We start from the raw sequence: 20,483 nt of genomic DNA, 5'->3' as shown, positions 1-20,483 counted from the left end.
GTGATCCACATCGCATTTCGGGCTGTCCTCGCGAGTCCCCTCAAGCTCAGTCCGCCTCACCGCAGGAGTCGTACGTGAACACCTACACCGCTCAGGTCGACGCGGTTGCCGGGAGCCTGGGACTCTCGGCGCTGGTCGGCATCGTGCCGCTGGTGGCCTTTTTCATCGCCCTCGTGGGACTCAAGCGCAGCGCTTGGGTCTCCGGTCTGATCGCACTCACCACGGCGATCGTCGTCGCTGTCCTGGCCTTCGGCATGCCCGTGGACCTGGCGCTGCTCTCCGCAACCCAAGGTGCCGTTTTCGGACTGTTCCCCATTGTGTGGATCGTGGTCATGGCGCTGTGGTTCTACCAGGTGACCGTGGCCGCCGGGCGTTTCGAGGACATGCGTTCCATCTTCGACACCATCGGCGGCGGTGACGTCCGCATCCAGGCCATCCTGATTGCCTTCTGCTTCGGCGGTCTGCTGGAGGCCCTGGCCGGATTCGGTGCACCCGTGGCCATCACGGCCACCATGATCCTGGCCATCGGCCTCAAGCCGCTGAAGACCGCCGTGGTGGTTCTGATCGCCAACACCGCACCCGTGGCCTTTGGCGCCGTGGCAACCCCCATCACGACGGCGGGCAAGCTCACCGGTCTGGATCCCGCGCACATCGGTGCGGTGGTGGGCCACCAGGCTCCGCTGTTCGCCTTTGTGGTGCCGTTCTTGCTGCTGGTGTTGATCGACGGCGTCAAGGGCCTCAAGCAGGCATGGCCCGCTGCGCTGGTGATCGGTCTGTGCTTTGCCGTGGCCCAGTGGTGGTGCGCCACGTACTTCGCCTATGAGCTCACGGATGTTGTGGCAGCCATCGCGGGAGTGGTGGGCGCTGTGATCCTGCTGCGGTTCTGGAAGCCGCGCGGTGCTGCGGAGGCCAAGCAGCGGTTGGGCATTGAAGAGGTGGAGACCGTCACGGATCTGACCCCGGCCCGGGTGTGGATGGCCATGCTGCCTTATGTCCTGGTGGTCGTGGTCTTCGGCATCGCCAAGCTGTGGACCTTGGGCGTCAACGTGCCGCAGTGGCTGGCCAGCACGGATGTCCACGTTCCGTGGCCGGGGCTGGACGGCCGCCTGCTCAGCGCTGCCACAGGAGAGCCCATCACCGGCACGGTCTACAACTTCACCTGGCTGTCCTCCCCGGGCACCTTGCTGCTGATCACCGGTTTGTTGGTCACCGTGATCTACACCGTGTTCAACGGCAACGGACGCTTCCACATGACCATCGCCAAGGGCTTGCATGAAATCTGGGCCTGCATGTACAAGATGCGTTTCTCCGCCCTGACCATCATGTTGGTGCTGGCCCTGGCCTATGTCATGAACTTCTCCGGTCAGACCCTGGCCATTGGCAGTTTCGTGGCCGGACTGGGTGCAGCCTTCGCCTTCTTCTCCCCGGTGCTCGGTTGGGTGGGAACCGCTGTGACGGGTTCGGACACCTCCGCCAACGCGCTGTTCTCCAACTTGCAGCAGACCGCGGCCGAGACTGCCGGGCTGGACCCCAACCTCATGGTGGCGGCTAACACCACGGGTGGTGTTGTTGGCAAGATGATCTCTCCGCAATCTCTGGCCATCGCCGCAACCGCAGTGAGCATGCCCGGCCAGGAGTCGACCATCTTCAAGAAGGTGTTGCCTTGGTCCATCGGCATGTTGATCGTGCTGTGCGCACTGGTGTTCCTGCAGTCCAACGTCCTGGCATGGATGTTGCCCCCGCAGTGACCCCGGGCGGTACGCCCACCCCAGATGAAACCGCGCCCCCACCCCCGCCCACCCAGGCGGGGGTGGGGGCCGGTCACGGTCGGAGCAAGGATGATGCCCCCACCTACACAGTTGTTCTCTCCTGGGTGGAGGCTCAGCTGAGTTCGGGTGCGCTGAGCGTGGGACAGAAGTTGCCCGGTGAGCGTGCTCTGGCGGAGGAGTTCGACATTTCTCGGGCATCCGTCCGGGAGGCCATTCGGGTCCTGGTGGCCATGGGATTGGTGCGCTCGGGGACAGGTTCTGGCACCAAGGCAGGTGCCGTGGTGGTTTCCGAGCCTTCCGCCGCCCTGTCCTGGGCCCTGCGCATGCACGTGGCCACCAAAGCCCTGCCCATGGCAGACGTGGTGGCCATGCGTGTTCTGCTGGAAACCCAGTCCGCGCTGGCAGCAGGACCGGCTGTGGACCATGCCGAGCGCGCCGCAGTTCTGGAGCGGGTGCGTGGGTACTTGGAAGAGATGGACCAACCCGAGATTCAGAACGCCCGATTCCATGACCTGGATGCCCGCTTCCACGTTGAGCTCACCTCACTGGGTGGAAACGTGGTGCTGACCACCGTGATGCAGTCGCTGCGTGATGCCGTGATCGGTTACGTGGAGCAGTCAGTTGCCCATGTGACGGACTGGGCAGGACTGCGGGCACGGCTTCAGGCTGAGCACTGGGCCATCCTGGCGGCATTTGAGGCTGCTGAGCCGGTGCAGGCCGCAGCGCTGCTGAAACAACACATAGAGGGGTTCCACGCCACAGTGCTGGCTGCGCGTGCCTGAGCGCATGCAGCGCACGGTTCTGACCGCAGATTGAGTCACGGTGGCACAGCGGGGCGGTCCACAGTGACGGCCCAGCGTGGGCGTCCCGTGTGGTCTGAGCGTGCCCGGAACTGTCTGTATCTGCCCTGCCGTGATCACATGGCAGCCACGCCGTGACATTTCCGTGATGTGCCCGATCCCACACATGTGCCCACAAGTTTCTGCGTCAAAACGCTCTGACAAGCAGGAATAGCTGGTTCAGGACCTGCGCAGAGGGGGCAGAAAGCCTGGTTTCGGCCCCAGATCACTCCCTCAGCGTTATTTGATCGTGACAAACCGTGATCCGTTCGTTATGGTTTTCGTCGTGCCGCTCGAACGGGTGGCACCGCCGGGGCAGATGCCGCATCCTGCCGCTTCCCGGTGATGATCCAAAACCACGGACATGGCAGGAGCGAGGGACCCACTTCCCGTCCCGGATCTGGAATCACAGAATGGGACTTGGGGTGAAGCCGAGGCTGTCCACCCGCTGAGCCTCGGCCGGTTTACTCCGAACCGAACCCGACAGCTCACCCCGTAGGCAATCTGGAGGAAAACCAATGCAGAACGTCAAGACTGTTGCTCGCCGCGCCGGCCTGGGTATCGCTGTTGCCGGTATCGCCACCGCCGCCACCATCGCCCCGGCTTCCGCTTACGCCGAGGTCCCCGGTGCCACCACCACCGGCACCGTCCCGTCGAACACCGCTAGCTTCGACTACTCCGCTGCTGAAGCATCCGGCTGGAACTACTCCTGGACCATCGATGCCAACGGCGTGACCCACTACACCTACGGCAACGGCGCAACCTCTGCCGCCCCCGCCGCTCAGTCCGTCTCCTACTCCGCTCCGGCTGCTCAGTCCGCTGCTCCGGCTCCGGCTGCTCAGTCCTCCGGCGTCTCCACCCAGTCCGTGGCCAACGCTTCCGGCATCGCCGGGACCGCCATGCAGGGCCAGGGCGGCTCCTACGTCTGGGGCGGCACCTCCTTCGGCGCTTGGGACTGCTCCGGCTTCGTGCAGTGGGTTTACGCCCAGCACGGCATCCAGCTGCCCCGCGTGGCCGCTGCTCAGGGTGCTGCCGGTACCCCCACCGCCAACCCCCAGCCGGGCGACCTGGTTGTGCAGAACGGTGGAGGCCACATCGGCATTTACTTGGGTAACGGCGAGATGATCTCCGCTCTGAACCCGAGCGAGGGCACCAAGGTGCACCCGGTCTCCGACATGAGCGTTGACTACTACGCCACCTTCTCCTGATTCTTCCCGGATCTGATCAGAAGTTCGGCACCGGCCAGTCATTGGCCACCAACTTCGGCGCGTGAAGCGCCTGACTGCTGAGCCGCGCTCAGACGTCCTGCCCGGAGGCGGCGGACCACTCGGTCCGCCGCCTTTGGCGCGTTTTTGGCCCTGTTGCCATCCCTCACATCACGACGACGGCCCCGTCACCGCCGCGCTCAAGCGGCCCTGGTCCACGTGATGGACGCATCATCGGAAGTAGACGTTGTTATCCCTTACACTTGGCTCCATGCCTCATGACACATCCCGGACGGTTCCCGGCGCCCGCCGCGTGACCGTACCGGAAGATGCGGAGTATCGAAGTTGCGCTTTGAGCTTCAGCTCGCGCCCTGAATCCCGCAGTTCTTCCCGCACTACCCATGATTCACCAGTGACTGTTTGCCCGGTGGTGATGACTCGGTGAGCGTCATCGGATCAGCTCTGGTGCTGTTGGCCGTTGTCCTCCTGCTGGTTTTCGCCAATGCCATTTTTGTGGCGGTGGAGTTCGCTTACCTGACCGTGAACCGCAACACCGTGCGGGAGCGGGTGGGAGCCGGGGACAAACTCGCGGCAGCAGTGGACAAAGCGCTGTCGCGCACCTCCACCAATCTTTCCGGCGCCCAGTTGGGCATCACGGTCTCCAGCCTGGTGGCCGGCTTCCTGACTGCACCGTCGGTCGGCGTGTTGTTGACCGAGGGCTTGGGTGTCACAGGGCTGCCGGATGGTCTTGTGGCGGCCATTGGCACCACGGGCGCTTTTGTCCTGATGACCTTCACCCAGATGGTCTTTGGTGAACTGGTGCCCAAGAACTGGGCAATCGCGGAGCCCGTCAAGGTCTCCCGTCTGGTGGTCCGCCCGCAGAACGTGTTCATGCTGCTGTTCGGGTGGCTGGTTCACCTGTTGAACTCATCGGCCAACTGGATTCTGCGCATGTTGGGCTTTGATCCCAAGGAAGAAGTGGCCAACGCCCGCACCGCTGAGGAATTGGCCTCGGTGGTCTCCCGTTCCGGTGAGGAGGGCACGCTGGGGGCTGCCACTGCCGAACTGGTGGCCCGTTCGATCGAGTTCGGTGACCGCACGGCGGCCGACGTCATGATGCCCCGTCCGCGGGTGACGTTCGTGGAGGACGAGTCCGTTCAGGAGGTCCTGGATCTGACCGCCCGCACCGGTCACGCCCGTTACCCGGTCATGGGCGACAGCGTTGACGACATTGTGGCCGTGGTGCACTTCAAGGATGCCCTGGGCGTGCCGTTGGAGCAGCGCGCCACCACCCCTGCTCATTCGATTGCTCGTGAAGCCACCGTGGTTTCCGAATCCATGACCTTGGACCCTCTGCTGCGTGAACTGCGCCAGCCAGGCCTTCAGATCGCGATTGTGGTGGATGAGTACGGTGGAACGGCCGGGATCGTGACCCTTGAGGACCTCATCGAGGAAATCGTGGGGGAGATCGACGACGAACAGGACACCACACTCTCCAAGTTCCGCAGGCGCCGGGACGGATCCATTGTGGTCTCCGGTTTGCTGCGCCCTGATGAGCTCGGGGACATCGTCAAGCTCGACCTCCCTGAGGGCGAGGAGACCGACACCCTGGGTGGGCTGATCGGCGAAATGCTGGACCGCCTCCCAGAGGTCGGTGATGAAGTGGTCATTGACGGCACGGACCATGAACACCGCGACGACGACGACCTCCCCACCCAGGGGCGGCTGTCCCTGCGGGTCGGTGCCATGGACCAGTACCGCGTGGAACGTGTGATTGTGAATCGACTTCCTCAGGAGCCTGAGGACAAGGACTCGGACGAGACCCTGGTGCAGTACGACACCGTGGAGGACGCTGAAGAACCCGCCACATCGGCAGAAGGACCGGCGCCTGCAGAAACGGCAGTCATGTCGGAGGACGCTGCAACCCTGTCGGAGGATGCCGCAACCAGGTCGGAGGAGGACGCCCGATGAATGATGCCACCGCCATTCTGGTGTTGCTGCTCCTGTTGTTGGGCAACGCATTTTTTGTGGGTGCGGAGTTCGCCATGGTCTCGGCGCGCCGTGACCAGTTGGAGCCCCGCGCCGCGGACGGTTCCCGTTCCGCCCGCTCCGCGCTGAAGGGCATTGAGGACGTTTCCACGTCCTTGGCCGCCACCCAGCTGGGCATCACAGCGTGCTCGCTGCTGATCGGTTCCGTGGGCGAGCCCGCCATTGCCCACATGATCGAGCCCGCCTTCGAGGCCATGGGTGTGCCCGGCTTCCTGATCCATCCGATTGCCTTGGTGATCGCATTGTTGCTGGTCACCTTCCTGCACATGGTGATCGGTGAAATGGTGCCCAAGAACATCGCCATCGCGCAGCCTGCTGCCTCAGCGTTGCTGCTGGGCCCGGTCCTGCGGATCTTTGTGGTGGTGCTGCGCCCGGTGATCTGGTTGATGAACAGCTTGGCCAACCTGGTGGTGCGCCACGTCCTGCGGGCCACCCCCAAGGACGAGGTCGCCTCGGCCTTCACCTCGGACGAGGTGGCGGGATTCGTGGCCGAGTCCGGGCGCGTGGGGCTGTTGGATGCTGACGAGATTCGCCTGCTCACCGGAGCCTTGCAGTTCGAGGCCTTGACGGCTGCGGATGTGGCCATCAATTTTGAGCAGATCCGCACCATTGATCACCGCGCCACCAACGCGCAGATCGAGCAGATGACCGCAGAAACTGGCTTTTCCCGGTTCCCGGTGGTGGGCCCTGACGGCGGTTTGCAGGGTTACATCCACACCAAGGACGTGCTGGGTGTTGGCCCGGAGGACCGGGACAAACCCTTTGACCGCAGCATCATGCACGCCTTGGGTCGGGTTCCGGAGGAGGCCAAGCTGCAGAACGTGATGCGTCGGATGCAGGCCAACAACGCCCACCTGGCTCTGGTGGACGGCCCGCACGCTCGCAGTGGCCAGCCGTCAATCGTGGCCCTGGAGGACGTGTTGGAGGAACTGGTGGGTGAGGTGCGTGACGCCACCACTCCCACGGCTGGTTCCACTGCTGTCTGAGGACGTCAGTTGGACCTCTCACCGGCCCCCGCCGCACGCAGGCAGGAGGCCGTCACTGCACCTTGTCGGCGATGATCAACACCAGGTCATCCAGGATGTCGTAACCGCATTCAGGGTTGGGCGCACCGAAAGTGGTGATTGCGATGTCGTGGACTTCCCCGTTGATGGTGGACTGCCCCATGGTGCCCACGTTCCGGCGTCCGTCGTCGTTGGGCAACCACCCGTTCTTCACGACCACCTCGGTGACGTGAGTTGACTCGGGTGTGCTCTGGGATTCTGCCAGGACACCCACGCCGAACTGCTGGGTGTAGCTGGGGTAGCCGAGTTCAGGGCTCATGAACTCTCGGATGACCTCCATGTCCTCCTGGCGCACCCAGTCCGGGGTCTGCCCCAGGGCGGTCAACACCTTGCTTTGATCGGCAGCAGTGGTGGTTTCCGTGCCCCAGCCGCCATCGGCGGCCGTTCTGGTGGCCCCCAACATTCGGTGGGTCCGGGTGAGCTCGGTGGCTGCGGCGTCGTCGTCCTCGCCCAGGCTGTCGAACAGCAAAGCTGTGGATTCGTTGCCGCTGTGGACCAGTGAGTCCTCCAGCAACCCTCGGTTGTGCGGGGTGAGTGGTTCGTCAGTCTCCTTGAGATGACGCAGGTGGCTCAGGGCCACCGCCACCTTGGACAGGCTTGCGGCGCGAACTTCGGAGTCCTGGTTGATTTCCACGGTCTGACCGCTGCTGTGGTTGGTGACCGCCACACCGATTTCGGTCTGCAGATCGGCCCGGGCCCCCTCAACGGCAGCCTCCAGGGCTTCTTCCATGCTCTGGTCCTCCTGGCCCTGCAGCCACGGCGCCACGACGTCGTGATCGCTCTGCTCGGCCTCTTCGACCTGCTCCGGGCTCAGACCGTCACCACTGGGCTTCCAACATGCAGGTGGCCGGCAGCGCCCGGTACTGAAGGTTCTGCTCAGTGGCCTCCGCGGTGGTCACGGAGGACGGGTAGGGGTCCTCCTCAGGTTGCCGGTCGCTGCTGCCGCACGCCGTCAGAGCCAGGGCCGCAATCATTGGACATGCCCATCTGACACTTCTGCCTGATATGGATCTCCCCCTACAGTTTTGGGCCGGGTCCGGTCATGGACGACGACGCCGCGGCAATCTGAGCGTGCGGTGCTCCGCTGATCCAAAGGCCTTGAGGAAGGGCCCAGGTGGAACATGGCGCTGCTGATGCCGCTCAATCGCCAGCTCGTAATAGTCAACCAGCTTACGAGTTGAAGCGTCCCAGGAGTGCTTGACCGCCTCTGCGCGTGCCGCAGCACCCATGCGGGCGCGTAGCTCAGGATCCTCGATCAGTTGGGCCAGGCGTGCGGTCAGATCCTGAGGGTTGCCCGGCTCCACCAGGAAACCGGTCTGGCCGTCGTCGATCACAAAGGGGATGCCGCCGGCGCGGGCGCCCACCACGGGAACCCCGGAGGCGAAGGCCTCCAGGGCCACCAGGCCCAGGGTTTCCGATTGGGACGGGAAGGCAAAGACATCGGCAGTGGCGTAGGCGGCGGCCAGTTCAGTTCCGGACATGTACCCGGTGAACACGGTGTTGGTCCCGGCGAACTGCTTCTCCAGTTGGTCCTTGTGGGGGCCTGATCCCACGATCGCCAGGCGTGCGTGCGGGAGCCTGCGCATGGGTTCGATCAGCTGGTCAAGATTCTTCTCCTTGGACACCCGGCCCACGTACACGATCAACGGATCCTCCGGGTGCCCGTCCGTCAACCGGGACCGCAGGCTGCGGTCGGCGCGGGAGGGGTGGTAACCCACTGTGTCCACGGCTTTGGGCCACAGATCGACGTCGCGCACGCCCACCGAGCGGGCACGGTCCACCATGGGCCCTGAGGTGCACAGGTTGACCTCGGACTGGTTGTGCAGCCACCGCAACCAGGTTTCGGAGGAGGGGCGCAGCAGGTGCAGCCCCAGGGCATCTGCGTAATGAGGGACGTCGGTGTGGAAGGAGGACAGCAGCGGGAGGTCACGTCGGCGCGCGGAGAGCACGCCGTAAGCGGCCAGCCAGATGGGGTTCACGGCGTGGACGATCTCCGGCCGGAACTGGGCCATGGTGGTGGCAATCCGACTGGTGGGCAGCCCCAACTTGATCTCCGGATACCAGGGCTTGAAGGAGACCGAATGCACCGGAACCACCGTGTGGCCTGCATAAGTGGCTGGTGGGTGTCCGGGCGCGAACACCACCACCTCGTGACCCAGGGATTCCAGGTTCTCCAGGGTGCGCAGGATGCGGGTGACCACACCGTCGATCTTGGGGAGGAACACCTCCGTGTAGAGCGCGATCCTCACGTCAGCGGCTTCAGTTCCCGGCTGCGGTGCTGGAAGCGGAGCCGGCCTCTGCGCCGTCGTGGTCGGCCCCGGTCAACGACGCCGGGATGCCCGCGTGGGTGCGCCGGTTCCACAGGGAGGTGGCCGGGATCTTGGCCAGATCCGCGCGGTGTGCGTAGCGCCGGGCGGTCTCCTCCACTTCCAACAACAGGCCCTCGGACAGGGTGGTGGGTTGCAGGCCCAGGTCCAGGAACGTGTCATTGGTGACGTGGAGATCGTTCTCCGCAGATTCCTGACGTGGGTTGGGCACCATCTCCACAGTGGCCCCGGAGATACGGCCCACCAGTTCGGCAAGGTCGCGGACCCGGTGCGTTTCCGTCATCTGGTTCAGGATCATCACACGATCACCCACGGCAGGCGGGTTGTTCAACGCGATCTCCACGCAGCGGACCATGTCCTGCACGTGGATGAAAGCACGGGTCTGTCCGCCGGTTCCGTGCACGGTCAGGGGGTACCCCACGGCAGCTTGCATGAGGAACCGGTTGAGCACGGTGCCGTAGTCGCCGTCGTAGTCGAAGCGGTTGATCAGTCGCTCGTCCTTGAGAGTCTCTGCGGTGTTGGTGCCCCAAATGATGCCCTGGTGGAGGTCCGTGATCCGCACGCGGTCGTTCTTGGCGTAGAAGGCGAACAGCAGCTGATCCAAGGACTTTGTCATGTGGTAGATCGACCCCGGGTTGGTGGGGTACAGAATCTGGGTCTCAATGTTCTGCTGACCCTCGTGGGGGATCTCCACATCCAGGTAGCCCTCCGGGATCTTCATCCCGGCCGTGCCGTATCCGTAGACGCCCATGGTGCCCAGGTGGACCACGTGGACGTCCCGGTCTGCTTCCACGATCGCTGCCAGCAGGTTGTGTGTGGCGTTGACGTTGTTGTCCACCGTGTAGCGCTTGGTCCGCGCGTTCTTCATGGAATACGGTGCCGCGCGCTGTTCGGCAAAGTGGACCACGGCATCGGGGCCTTGGTCTTGGAGAAATGCCAACAGGCCGTCGTAGTCCTGGGCCACATCCAGATCTACGTGGGTGATGGTGCGTCCGGACAGTTCCTGCCACGCGTTGAGTCGTTCATCCAGCGGGCGGATCGGAGTCAGGGACTGCGCACCGAGTTCGTCGTCGATCCGGCGGCGGGACAGGTTGTCCACGATCGTGATTTCGTGGCCCTGGTTGGACAGGTGCAGGGCCGCAGGCCAGCCGCAGAATCCGTCGCCACCCAGGATTGCGATCTTCACTTGGTCTCCGTTTCAGCCGGCCGGTCACCCGCAGGTGCGAGTGGAGGTCACGCAGCAGCGTAGGCAGGTGGTGCCAGGCTTCTGCTGTGCCAATTCTGGCAGACAGCTGACTGTTGGCGGCGGTTTCAGGCGGAGGCGGCCACGCGGTGGCGGGCGCGCCGCAGCAGCTCGGGGATCTCACGAACTTGCCGTGATTCCCCAGGACCCACGTAGACGGTGGGCAGTTGCTCAACTTCCGTGGGGCTCAGCTCGTGGGTTGCCGGTTCCCAACCGCGCGGGAACTCATGGTGGTTGAAGGCACCACATTTTTGGCAGAAGTACTTCACGGTCCCGCCGGGCACGGATTCAGCGGCGCTGGAGCGCAATGCGCTGATCATGTCCCGGAATTTCTTGATACCGGTGCTGCGTGCAGGGGCGGAGGTGGCGGTTGCCGTGGGCACGATCGCCATGAACTTGAGGTAATAGTCCGTGGTGCACTGTTGGCACTCAGGTGCCCGCAGGTCACTGCTGCTCGAGTTCGGCGAGCCAAGCCGAGCCGTGCGCTGTGAGGAGGTTGGCATCTTCTCAACTCCATGGGGGTGGGTGTTGCGTGTGGGCGTTCGTGGGTGACCGGTCCGGACGGACGGTGGTGAAGGCACCCATTCAGGTGCCGGGCACAGGGGTGTGTCGACGCCGTTGTGGAACGCAACCCACCTCAAGACTAGGCCACCGCAATGGCCTCCGTACAGGGTTGTTGCAAGGTGAATTACCCCACATGTGGACATGACAACTACTTTTGAGTAACGAGACGGTGACAAGCTCATATGCCGTTGGTTGTGTCTGGCGGTCTGACGGAATGGCACCCCTGGTGCGGGTTGGCGTCCGGGCTATTTCCAGCACGTCACATGGGGGTTGCGTGGGGTCTCGGGTGACCGTGTTTGACAGACTTCTCAGGTCACCGCCCGGAGTGCATCCGATCAGAGGGGAACAGGACATGGCCGGATCCGTGGATCCACGGCTTGCCGGCCGAGACCTGGCGGTGGATGCCGCCCGTGTGGCGGCTCTGGCCTTTGTGGTGTGTGCCCACATTTTGCTGGTCACCTTGGTGACTGATCCCGCAACGGGTGGGGTCTCCAACGTCATGGTGCCCACGCTCTACCCCTGGTTCTGGTGGGTGACGTGGTTGGTGCAGATCATGCCGCTGTTTTTTGTGGTGGGAGGTTATGCATCCGCGGTGTCCTGGAATCGGGCCCGCAGCACCCACCACGGACGCGATTCCACGTCACCTGCAGGCTGGGTCCGAGCCCGATTGCTGAAGCTTGCCCAACCGGCGGCCGCCCTGTGGGTGTTTCTGGCCCTTGCCTACGGTGCGGCGCGCGTTGTGGGTGCGCCGTCGGACTACGTCAACGCAGCACTTCCCGGCATCGGCATGCACCTGTGGTTCCTGGGTGCCTATGGGCTGTGCATGGCTGCAGTTCCTCTGACGACGGCGGCCCACCGGCGTCGTCCGTACCTGAGCCTGGGGGTGTTGTTGGCGGCGGTGGTCATGGTGGAACTGATTCGGGTCGGTACCGGTCAGCCCTGGTGGGGTCTGTTGGGGCTGGGCCCTGTCTGGGTGGCCATTCACCAACTGGGGTATTTGCGTGCTGACGGAACTTTTGGGCGGTGTCCACCCTGGCTCCTGGTGGTCATGGCTGCGGCCGGATACCTGGGACTTGCGGTGTTGACGTCCATGCCTGCGTGGTCCCGGGACATGCTGACCAATCTCAACCCACCCACCATGGCCCTGTTCCTGCTGGGGCTCAGCCAAGCGTGCCTGCTGCAGTTGCTCACCCCGCTCTTGGATCGGCTGATGCGTCACAAGCCCATTCAGACCGTGGCGTGGGTGATCGGGTCCCGGCCGGTCACCCTCTACCTGTGGCACCTGCCGGTGATCGTGTGTGTCATGGCCGTGTGGTGGCTTGTGGGTGGGCCGGAACCTGCCGTGGACAGCGCTGCGTGGTGGTTGTGGCGTGTGCCGTTGGCCGCGATCTGTTGGGTGGCCGTTCTGGCGGTGGTGTCTCTGGCGGGTTCGGTGGAGGCCAGATCCTCGGTTGACTCCCGTTCTCCGGTGACTTGGCTGCCAGTTCTGATCGCGCTGGTGCTGGTGGTGGTGCCCGCCGTTCTGGAAATTCGTTTCCTGCTCACACCGTGGTTGGTTCTGGGTGGTGCCGTGGCTCATGTGGTGGCAGTGGGACTGTTACGTCGTGTTCGCCCGCCTGCCCGCCGTCATGGTTCTCCGTGTTGACCAGGGGACCTTGTGGTGGGTTAAACTGATCGAGCTTCACGAGATGCGTTCGCCAAGCTCCGACTTGAGCGCACACCAACCCCATGTTCACGGGTGGTTCGGATGACGAAGTGGCCTGCTACGCCCGCAGCGCACGAACATTCCCGTGGGTAACTGTGCAGGTCAAGAACACTGCACCACGGAGTTCCTACGCATGACTCTCTCCCCATCGGCTGACATCAACGGTTCGTCGTCCTTGGCCACCCGCCAGATTCACGCTGGCCGTGCAGGGGCGGCTGATGCCCCCACCCAGGCCACTCTGCCCGTCCCGATCTATCAGTCATCGGCCTTCGAGTTCCCCGACCACGCATCTGCGGCGGCAATGTTTGCCCAGACCCAACCGGGCTTCACCTATTCCAGGACTGGTAACCCCACGGTGGCGGTGCTGGAAACTCGGGTGGCCGATCTGGAGGGCGGTCTGGCTGGTTTGGCGTTGGGCTCCGGGCAGTCCGCCGTGGCCGCAGCACTTCTGGCCCTGGTCAGCACCGGCCCGGGCAAACACCTGGTGGTTTCGGAAAAAATCTACGGTGGTACCGTTGATCTGCTGGGGGACACCTTGGCTGATCTGGGAGTCACCGTCACCTACGTGGATCCCGCGGACTCAGCGCAGTGGGCCCAGGCCCTCACACCGCAGACCCGTGGGTTCTTCCTGGAGTCCATTGGCAACCCGCTGTCCACACTGGCGGACCTGGATGCGATTGCCCAGATCGCCCATGACAACGGCATCCCGGTGGTGGTGGACAACACCCTGGCCACGCCGGTGCTCTACCGCCCGTTCGAGCACGGCGCAGACATTGTGGTGCACTCGGCCACCAAGTTCCTGGGTGGCCACGGAACAGCACTGGCTGGAGTGATCGTGGACTCGGGACGCTTCGACTGGGAGCGGGAATCCGAGCGGTGGCCACAATTCACCCAGGCCCGTGAACGTTTCGGTCATGTGAGCCTGGTGGACAAGTGCCGCGGCGGATCACCGTTCCTTCACCTGTGCCGCGCCAAGTTCGTTCATGACCTGGGGCTCACACTCTCTCCGTTCAACGCCTCCCAGATCATTCAGGGCCTGGAAACCTTGGATCTCAGGGTCCGTCGGCACACGGATTCGGCAACGCAGATCGCGCGGTTCCTGGCCTGTCACCCCGCCGTCCGCACTGTTCACCACCCTGCCGTGGAGGGCTCGGCCAATCAGGAGATCGCTCAGCGGGACTACCCGCAGGGCACCGGTTCCGTGTTCGCCTTTGAACTGAACTGCGCCCGGGACTGTGTCCCGGCATTCGTGGATTCGCTGCGCCTGTTCAAACTGGTGGCCAACATCGGGGACGTGCGCTCGCTGATTGCGCATCCGGCGGCCATGACCCACTGCCGGCTGAACGAGGAACAGCGCCTGGCCGGTGGCATCACCTGGGAAACCCTGCGACTGTCCGTGGGTCTGGAGTCCCTGGATGACTTGATTGCGGATCTGCAGTCCTCCCTGGATGAACTGTTGCGCACCGGTGATGCCGCCCGGATCCGGCAAGCCCAGGGTGCACAGGAGGTCTCCGCATGAGTGGCTTCACCACACTGGCCGTGCACGCCGGCCAGGAGCCGGACCGCCTGACCGGAGCGGTTATCCCTCCGATCTACCAGACCTCCACCTTTGTGCAGGACGGCATCAACGTCCTGCGTGACGGCCATGAGTACTCCCGGGGTTCCAACCCCACACGCAACGGATTCGAACAGCAGTTGTGCGCACTGGAGAAGGGGGCCAGCGGTTTTGCCTTCGCCTCCGGGATTGCAGCAGAGGACGCCTTGTTGCGGGCCGTGTTGCGCCCCGGGGATCACGTGGTCCTGGGTGCCGATGGTTACGGCGGGACCAACCGCCTGGTCAGCAGGGTCCTGGCGCCGTGGCAGGTGCAGCACACCGCGGTTGACGTCACTGATCTTGATGCCGTGCGTGGTGCGGCCACGGCCCGAACTCGTCTGGTGTGGGTGGAAACCCCCACCAATCCGCTGCTCGGTATCGCGGATCTGGCGGGCCTGGCTGAACTGGCCCACGAATACGGCGCATTGCTGGTGGTGGACAACACCTTTGCATCGCCGTACCTGCAGCGTCCCCTGGAGTTCGGCGCGGACGCCGCGGTGCATTCCACCACCAAGTACGTGGGCGGCCATTCGGACGTGTTGGGTGGCGCGGTGGTGGTGGCGGATCGGGAGTGGCATGTTGAGGCGGTCAACGGTTTCTCCCCGGGTTCCACCCTTGCGGAGTTGGTGGCCTTTCAACAGTTCGCGGCCGGTGCCGTTGCCGGACCGCAGGACACGTATCTGGCAGCGCGCGGGCTCAAAACTCTGGCATTGCGCATGGAGCGTCACCAGCACAATGCCGGTCAGATCGCTCAGTGGTTGACTCAGCGGCCGGAAGTTTCTCAGGTCTTCTATCCGGGTCTGCCTGATCATCCTGGTCATGAGCTGGCCGCCCGGCAGATGGACGGCTTTGGCGGGATGATCTCCTTCCGACTGCGCGCGGGGGAGGCTGCGGCCCGGCGGTTCGCGGAATCCACCCAGATGTACAAGCTCTCCGTGTCCCTCGGTGGGGTGGAGTCCCTGATTTGCTGGCCGTCCCAGATGACCCACGGGTGTGTGGCAGGTACGGAGAACGCTGTCCCCACTGACCTGGTGCGGCTTTCCGTCGGGATCGAGGACGTGGAAGATCACCTGGAGGATCTGGAGCTGGCCTTCACATCCTGACCTCAGCGGTACTTGGCTCTAGGCTGGGAGGGGAAAGAGCCGGGTGCCTCACCCGGCACCCTCTCAAGTTTCAGGAGTTGCTCATCATGAGCACTGACGACACCACACCCAGCGCCCCGCAGTTCAACTCGAACGACGACGCCGCGCCCCACCCCGCCGACTCACATCCCGCCCAGGCGGGGCAGACCGCCGGCGGGGAGCGCCACGGTTCGCACAGCACATCTGCTGCGAATCAGGCGGAGGCCCCGCAGGCCCCACAGTCCGCCCAATCCGCACAGTCCGCCCAGACCCCAGGTGCTCAGCATCCCCAGGACGGTGGCCCGGGCCAGGCCCAGTACGGTGGCGCGGATCAGGCTCAGTACGGCGGCCCGGATCAACCGCACAGCGGTGCACAGGGCCAAGCGCAGTACGGTGCTGCCAGTCAGCCGCAGTACGGTACACAGAACCAGAACCCGTACGGGGCCCAGGGCCAAGGCACGTACGGAGTCCCGGGGCAGCCGCAGCACGGAGCCCCTGGTCAAGCCCAGTACGGCGCACCTGCCTACGGTTCCGGCAACGGCCAGGGCCACCAGACTGGATCACAGGGCCAGCAGCAGGGGTACCAGCAGACCCAGCAGCAGGGTTACCAGTCCGGCCCGTATCAGTTCAGTGGCATGCAGCCCCAGGACGCGCGGCTGTGGGCCACCTTGACCCATCTGGCGGCACCGGCGCTCTACCTGCTCTCGGCAGGGTTCGCCGGGTTCGTGGCCCCGTTGATCCTCTGGCTGGTGTTCAAGGAGAAGGACCCGCTGGTTCGTCAGGCGGGTGCTGGCTCCTTCAACTTCAACTTTGCTCTCATGCTCATCAGCATCGCTGCCTGGGTCCTGGGCATTGTGACCTTGGGGTTGCTGCTGCCGTTGACCGGTCTGGTGCTCACCATTGTGTTCATTGTTCAGGTGGTGTTCGGCATCTTGGGTGCCATGGCGGCCAACAAGGGAGAGGCCTACAAGTATCCCTTTGAGGTCGGCATCCTGAAGTGACATGAGGTGGCCCTGCCCGGCTCTGTTTCATGCCATCATGTCAACCATGGAGAGCACCAGCACCGCCGGGCAGGGCTCTTTTGTGCCCCAGAACTCAGCAGAACCGCAGTCGCAGGCCCTGGCTGCGTCGTCGCCGGTGGCCGCATGCCACCGTGTGTTCACCACCGTGTTGGGGGAGATGGTGGTGGCAGTCGGCGACTTTGACGGCCATCCGGCCCTGACCGGAGTCTGGTTCAAGGACCAAAAGCATTTCCCTGACGCTGAGACCCTGGGCCACCACGACAACGGCGCCAACTCACTTTTGCAACAAGCCCAGGAACAGATCCTGGAATGGTTGGCCGGTGACCGGCAGGAGTTCGATCTGCCCCTGGCTCTCGGTTCCAAGCCGCAGGGTCTGCGCCCCAGGGTCTGGCAGGAACTGCGTCAGATCCCTCATGGCACCACCACCACCTATGGTGAGCTGGCTGCCCAAATGGGTGGAAAAGGCATGGCCCAGGCGGTCGGTCAGGCTGTGGGGCGTAATCCGTGGAGCATTGTGCTGCCGTGCCACCGGGTTGTCAGCTCCACCGGCGCCCTGACCGGGTACGCCGGTGGGCTCGAGCGCAAGCGTTGGTTGCTGACCGCAGAGGGCTCCCTCCCGCAGGAGCCCGAGTTGTTCTGAGAACTGCACGGCATTCCTACGCACCAGATCGTTCTCGACCGCCGCGCTGTCGGCCCATCAATCTGGTGGCGATGTTCCGCCGCGGACAATCCGCAGTGAAAATCAGGCGGGATCTGAGATCGCTTCCGCTGCCTCATCACCCAGTAGTTCGTGGGCCAGGATTGCGTAGATGTACTCGTCACGCCATTCACCGAGCTGCCAGTGCGATTCCTTCAACACAGCCTCCCGGCGCATGCCCAGGGTCTCGCACACCTTGGCCGAACTGACGTTCAAGGCATCCAGGCGGGCAAACACCCGGTGGGCACCCAAGCGTTCGAACACGGCTCGGATGGCACCGGTGGCGGCTTCTTTGGCGAATCCCTGACCGGTGTGGGCGGGGTTGACCACCCAACCCATCTCGATCTGCTTGGATTCGGCATCCACCAAGGTCAACACAATTTCCCCGTACAGCTCACCGTTGCCGTCCTTGGGCGAGAAGGCGTAGCGCACGGAGTCGCCGTCACCCACAAAGGCACGTGGCCCGCGGTGCTCGGCAATCACTCGGTAGGAGTGCTCCCAGGTGCGCGGACCACGCCAGGCGTGCTGGGCGTAGTCCTCGCGGGACTGATAGGAGTGCATTTCTTCCAGGTCGGCTTCCGTGAATCTCCGGAAGTACAGACGCTCGGTTTCCAAGGGCAGCAAGTCCTTCACAACCATCAGCCTACGTGCCATGCCCGGGGCCGCGCTGCCCGTCGTCGATCACCGGTGACGTGTGTGATGTCACAAAAGTTAGTGATACCGTCGGACTCACTTAGTTAGGCGCCGCATTTACAGGAGACCGACCACGATGCCCCAACCCGCCACCCACGCACAGTTCCCCGCGGCAGTGTCCGTTGCCGTTGAGCAGGTCACCCTCCCGGGCAGGGAAGCCCCAACGGCCGTGGTGCGTTTGGACTCGACCCAACCGGGCGGTCTCATCATCTGGAGTTCAGCGGCGCTGGCGGATCTGCAGGCTGCACTGGCGGGAATCGACCAGTCCGCTGTGGAAGCCGTCGTGGTGGTGGGCAACGCGCGATCTTTCGGGGCCGGCGCCAACCTTGAGGAGATTCGGCACGCACAGGAGAGCGGGGACGCAGAGGCTTTCATCGCCGCCGGGTACCACGCCTTTGGAGTACTGGCAGAGCTCACCGTGCCCACGTTCTCCGTGATCACAGGACAGGCCCTGGGCGGGGGTCTTGAACTCGCACTGCACACGGACCACCGGATCGGCAATGCGGCCGGCGGGCCACTGGGGCTGCCGGAATGTCGCCTGGGATTCTTCCCAGGATGGGGCGGCGTCCACCTCCTGCCTCACCTGATAGGCCCCGAGGCCGCCATCAACATGGTCACCTTCGACTCCCTCAAGGGCCGGTTCGTCAAGCCCGCCCAAGCACTTGAACTCGGACTCCTGGACGTTGTGCTGGATGCCTCACCCAAACAGGAGGGTTGGGAGGATGCCTGGCAGCGGGCCGTCGTCGAAATCCTCAACGACGACGACGCCCAAGACAGTGGGGTCGGTGCGCTGAGCGCAGATGAGCTGGCCGCGTGGCAGAAGGCAATCGAGAGTGCGCGCACCAAAGCCCACAAGATCTGGCGGGGTGCCGCACCGGCGCCGTTGGCGGCACTGGATCTGATGGAGGCTGCCGCAACACAAACTCGACTGGAGAACGGACAGGCGGCCATCGCCTCGTTCAATGATCTGGTCACTGGTGAGATCGCTCGTGCCAGCTTGCGGACGTTCCGGCTGGTGGACTCACGCTCCCGCAAGACTCCGGACCGTCCGGAGGCCCCGGGGCGAGGGGTCCGCAAGGTGGCCGTGGTGGGTGCAGGACTGATGGCCCGTCAGCTGGCGGCACTGTTCGCGCAATCCCTGAAGGTCCCCGTGGTCTTGACGGACATTGACCAGCAGCGCCTGGATGAAGGCGTGCAATGGGTGGCGGACAAGTTTGCCCAACAGGCTGAACGTGGACGCATGAGTTCAGCTGACGCTGAAACCTTGGGACAACTGGTCACGGGTGCTCGTGAGGATGCAGACCTTGCTGACGTCGACTTCTTGATCGAAGCCACCCCGGAGGAGATGTCCATCAAGACTGCTGTGCTCTCCCACTGGGCCACGGTGGTGGCCCAGGATGCAGTGCTGGCCACCAACACGTCGTCTCTGTCCGTGACGGAGATGGCGCAGTCCGTGCCCAATCCGGAGCGGTTTGTGGGTTTCCACGTGTTCAACCCCGTGGATTCCACGCCGCTGTTGGAGATCATCACCACCGAATACACCGGAGACACTGCACTGGCCACCGCCTTTGACTTGGCCACCGCCATGCGGCGTACCGCTGTGCGCGTGGCTGATGCCCCGGGATTTGTGGTCAACCGCCTGCTGCTGCGCATGTTCGATCCCGTACTTGAAGCACTGGATGCGGGCATGGACCCCAAGGAAGCAGATCACGCCCTGGATCCGATGGGGTTGCCCATGACGCCGTTGCAGTTGCTGGACTTTGTGGGCCCGGCCGTTCTGCTGCACGTGGGGGAGCGCATGCATCAGGCCTACCCGCAGCGATTCCACGTCTCGCCGTGGATGAAGGCTGTGGTGGATGCGGGCCTCACGCAGGTTCTTCCCCCAAGAGGCACGGCGACCAGTGAGACCTACTTGGTTCCGGCGGTGGAGCAGCTGCGAAGAAATACCGTGGAGAGTGCCTCCGCTTCTGCACCTGCCGACGGCGACCCCGCACCCGGGCACGCGGTTAGCCAGGTTGAACTTCTGCAGGCCGTGGAGAACGCCTTGGCTGAGGAAATTGGAATCATGTTGGATGAAGGCGTGGTGGCGCGCCCGGAGGACGTTGACGTCTGCATGGTGCTGGGTGCCAACTGGCCCCTGTACCTGGGTGGCATCACTCCGTATCTGGATCGGGTGGGGGCCAGCGAACGGATTCGGCGGCGGCGTTTCAACGCTTGAGCGGTGTGATGGGAGTCGCCCTGCTCCGCCTTGCAGCCCTCTGGCGGGGTGTGTAATGTATTCACCTGTCGCCGCGAGCCGGAGAGCTTCTTGAAAGAGCGCCTCCGCTTCTCGGGCGGCCAAGCCGGTCGGCAAACAAGCACTCCACAACTTTGTGAGTAGCGCCGTGCTCGCACAGAGCGCAGTTGCAAAGCAGAGATGGATCGGGTAGGGTTTTCTGGCCGTGGCCGCTGAGGCGGGCAACACAAACCTCCGGGGTTCTTGGTGGTCATCACGGTTGTGGTGGGTGCTGGTTCCACTGGTCTGTTGTTTGAGAACTCAATAGTGTTTCATGTTTGTTGATACCAAATATTGTTTTGTTTGGTTGATGGCC

At 64.0% G+C, this 20,483-nt stretch carries 17 protein-coding genes and 2 riboswitches; of the genes, 11 read left to right on the top strand and 6 right to left on the bottom strand.

Annotated elements, in window-relative coordinates:
* Nucleotides 1-74: 74 nt before the first annotated feature.
* From GTW58_RS10825 to GTW58_RS10805, 5 genes are all read left to right on the top strand, one after another.
* Nucleotides 75-1,748: an L-lactate permease gene (locus GTW58_RS10825; RefSeq protein WP_119933448.1), complete on the top strand. Its 1,674-nt coding sequence runs from the start codon at nucleotides 75-77 to the stop codon at nucleotides 1,746-1,748.
* A complete protein-coding gene (locus GTW58_RS10820; RefSeq protein WP_119933447.1) occupies nucleotides 1,727-2,551 on the top strand; it encodes a FadR/GntR family transcriptional regulator in 825 nt (274 codons plus the stop codon). The genes GTW58_RS10825 and GTW58_RS10820 overlap by 22 nt, the downstream gene beginning before the upstream one ends.
* Nucleotides 2,552-2,946: 395 nt before the next feature.
* Nucleotides 2,947-3,125, top strand: a riboswitch (cyclic di-AMP (ydaO/yuaA leader).
* 1 nt (nucleotide 3,126) lies between these two features.
* The gene (locus GTW58_RS10815) at nucleotides 3,127-3,816 is read left to right on the top strand and encodes a C40 family peptidase (protein ID WP_119933446.1); all 690 of its coding nucleotides are present in this window, start codon (nucleotides 3,127-3,129) and stop codon (nucleotides 3,814-3,816) included.
* Nucleotides 3,817-4,254: 438 nt separating this feature from the next.
* Nucleotides 4,255-5,784, top strand: a complete 1,530-nt coding sequence (locus GTW58_RS10810; protein WP_232818100.1) for a hemolysin family protein — start codon at nucleotides 4,255-4,257, stop codon at nucleotides 5,782-5,784.
* Complete coding sequence (locus tag GTW58_RS10805; RefSeq protein WP_119933445.1) at nucleotides 5,781-6,848, top strand: hemolysin family protein; 1,068 nt, start codon at nucleotides 5,781-5,783, stop codon at nucleotides 6,846-6,848. Before GTW58_RS10810 ends, GTW58_RS10805 begins: the two co-directional genes overlap by 4 nt.
* Nucleotides 6,849-6,900: 52 nt before the next feature.
* On the opposite strand, the gene GTW58_RS10800 is transcribed toward GTW58_RS10805, so the two are convergent.
* From GTW58_RS10800 to GTW58_RS10780, 5 genes are all read right to left on the bottom strand, one after another.
* Nucleotides 6,901-7,656 carry a serine hydrolase gene (locus tag GTW58_RS10800; RefSeq protein ID WP_157980540.1) on the bottom strand — a complete coding sequence of 252 codons (756 nt, stop codon included), beginning with the start codon at nucleotides 7,654-7,656 and terminating at the stop codon, nucleotides 6,901-6,903.
* Nucleotides 7,657-7,744: 88 nt separating this feature from the next.
* On the bottom strand, nucleotides 7,745-7,900 hold the full coding sequence (locus tag GTW58_RS10795; protein WP_157980539.1) for a hypothetical protein: 156 nt from the start codon (nucleotides 7,898-7,900) through the stop codon (nucleotides 7,745-7,747).
* Between the two features lie 66 nt (nucleotides 7,901-7,966).
* Nucleotides 7,967-9,175: a glycosyltransferase family 4 protein gene (locus tag GTW58_RS15030; protein ID WP_119933443.1), complete on the bottom strand. Its 1,209-nt coding sequence runs from the start codon at nucleotides 9,173-9,175 to the stop codon at nucleotides 7,967-7,969.
* 10 nt (nucleotides 9,176-9,185) lie between these two features.
* Nucleotides 9,186-10,439 (bottom strand): NAD-dependent epimerase/dehydratase family protein, encoded by a 1,254-nt coding sequence (locus GTW58_RS10785; RefSeq protein ID WP_119933442.1) that lies wholly within the window; start codon nucleotides 10,437-10,439, stop codon nucleotides 9,186-9,188.
* 125 nt (nucleotides 10,440-10,564) lie between these two features.
* A complete protein-coding gene (locus GTW58_RS10780) occupies nucleotides 10,565-10,999 on the bottom strand; it encodes a hypothetical protein (RefSeq protein WP_047688942.1) in 435 nt (144 codons plus the stop codon).
* A 413-nt stretch (nucleotides 11,000-11,412) separates the two neighbouring features.
* Between GTW58_RS10780 and GTW58_RS10775 the strand changes: the two genes are divergently transcribed.
* From GTW58_RS10775 to GTW58_RS10755, 5 genes are all read left to right on the top strand, one after another.
* Nucleotides 11,413-12,705, top strand: a complete 1,293-nt coding sequence (locus GTW58_RS10775) for an acyltransferase family protein (RefSeq protein WP_119933441.1) — start codon at nucleotides 11,413-11,415, stop codon at nucleotides 12,703-12,705.
* 34 nt (nucleotides 12,706-12,739) lie between these two features.
* Nucleotides 12,740-12,849, top strand: a riboswitch (SAM riboswitch).
* A gap of 49 nt (nucleotides 12,850-12,898) precedes the next feature.
* Nucleotides 12,899-14,284, top strand: a complete 1,386-nt coding sequence (locus GTW58_RS10770) for an O-acetylhomoserine aminocarboxypropyltransferase/cysteine synthase family protein (protein WP_119933440.1) — start codon at nucleotides 12,899-12,901, stop codon at nucleotides 14,282-14,284.
* The gene (locus tag GTW58_RS10765; RefSeq protein WP_119933439.1) at nucleotides 14,281-15,462 is read left to right on the top strand and encodes a cystathionine gamma-synthase; all 1,182 of its coding nucleotides are present in this window, start codon (nucleotides 14,281-14,283) and stop codon (nucleotides 15,460-15,462) included. The genes GTW58_RS10770 and GTW58_RS10765 overlap by 4 nt, the downstream gene beginning before the upstream one ends.
* 86 nt (nucleotides 15,463-15,548) lie before the next feature.
* Nucleotides 15,549-16,481, top strand: a complete 933-nt coding sequence (locus tag GTW58_RS10760; RefSeq protein WP_119933438.1) for a DUF4870 domain-containing protein — start codon at nucleotides 15,549-15,551, stop codon at nucleotides 16,479-16,481.
* Between the two features lie 46 nt (nucleotides 16,482-16,527).
* On the top strand, nucleotides 16,528-17,142 hold the full coding sequence (locus tag GTW58_RS10755; RefSeq protein WP_119933458.1) for a methylated-DNA--[protein]-cysteine S-methyltransferase: 615 nt from the start codon (nucleotides 16,528-16,530) through the stop codon (nucleotides 17,140-17,142).
* A 102-nt stretch (nucleotides 17,143-17,244) separates the two neighbouring features.
* Here the strand turns inward: GTW58_RS10755 and GTW58_RS10750 are convergent, their stop codons facing one another.
* Complete coding sequence (locus GTW58_RS10750; protein WP_047688976.1) at nucleotides 17,245-17,838, bottom strand: GNAT family N-acetyltransferase; 594 nt, start codon at nucleotides 17,836-17,838, stop codon at nucleotides 17,245-17,247.
* 130 nt (nucleotides 17,839-17,968) lie between these two features.
* Here GTW58_RS10750 and GTW58_RS10745 point away from each other — a divergent pair, with 130 nt between their 5' ends.
* Complete coding sequence (locus tag GTW58_RS10745) at nucleotides 17,969-20,110, top strand: 3-hydroxyacyl-CoA dehydrogenase NAD-binding domain-containing protein (protein ID WP_119933437.1); 2,142 nt, start codon at nucleotides 17,969-17,971, stop codon at nucleotides 20,108-20,110.
* Nucleotides 20,111-20,483: the final 373 nt, after the last annotated feature.

It is taken from the genome of Kocuria subflava, from assembly GCF_012163155.1.
GTDB classification, from domain to species: domain Bacteria; phylum Actinomycetota; class Actinomycetes; order Actinomycetales; family Micrococcaceae; genus Kocuria; species Kocuria subflava.
This window is presented reverse-complemented; position numbering and strand designations above follow the sequence as displayed.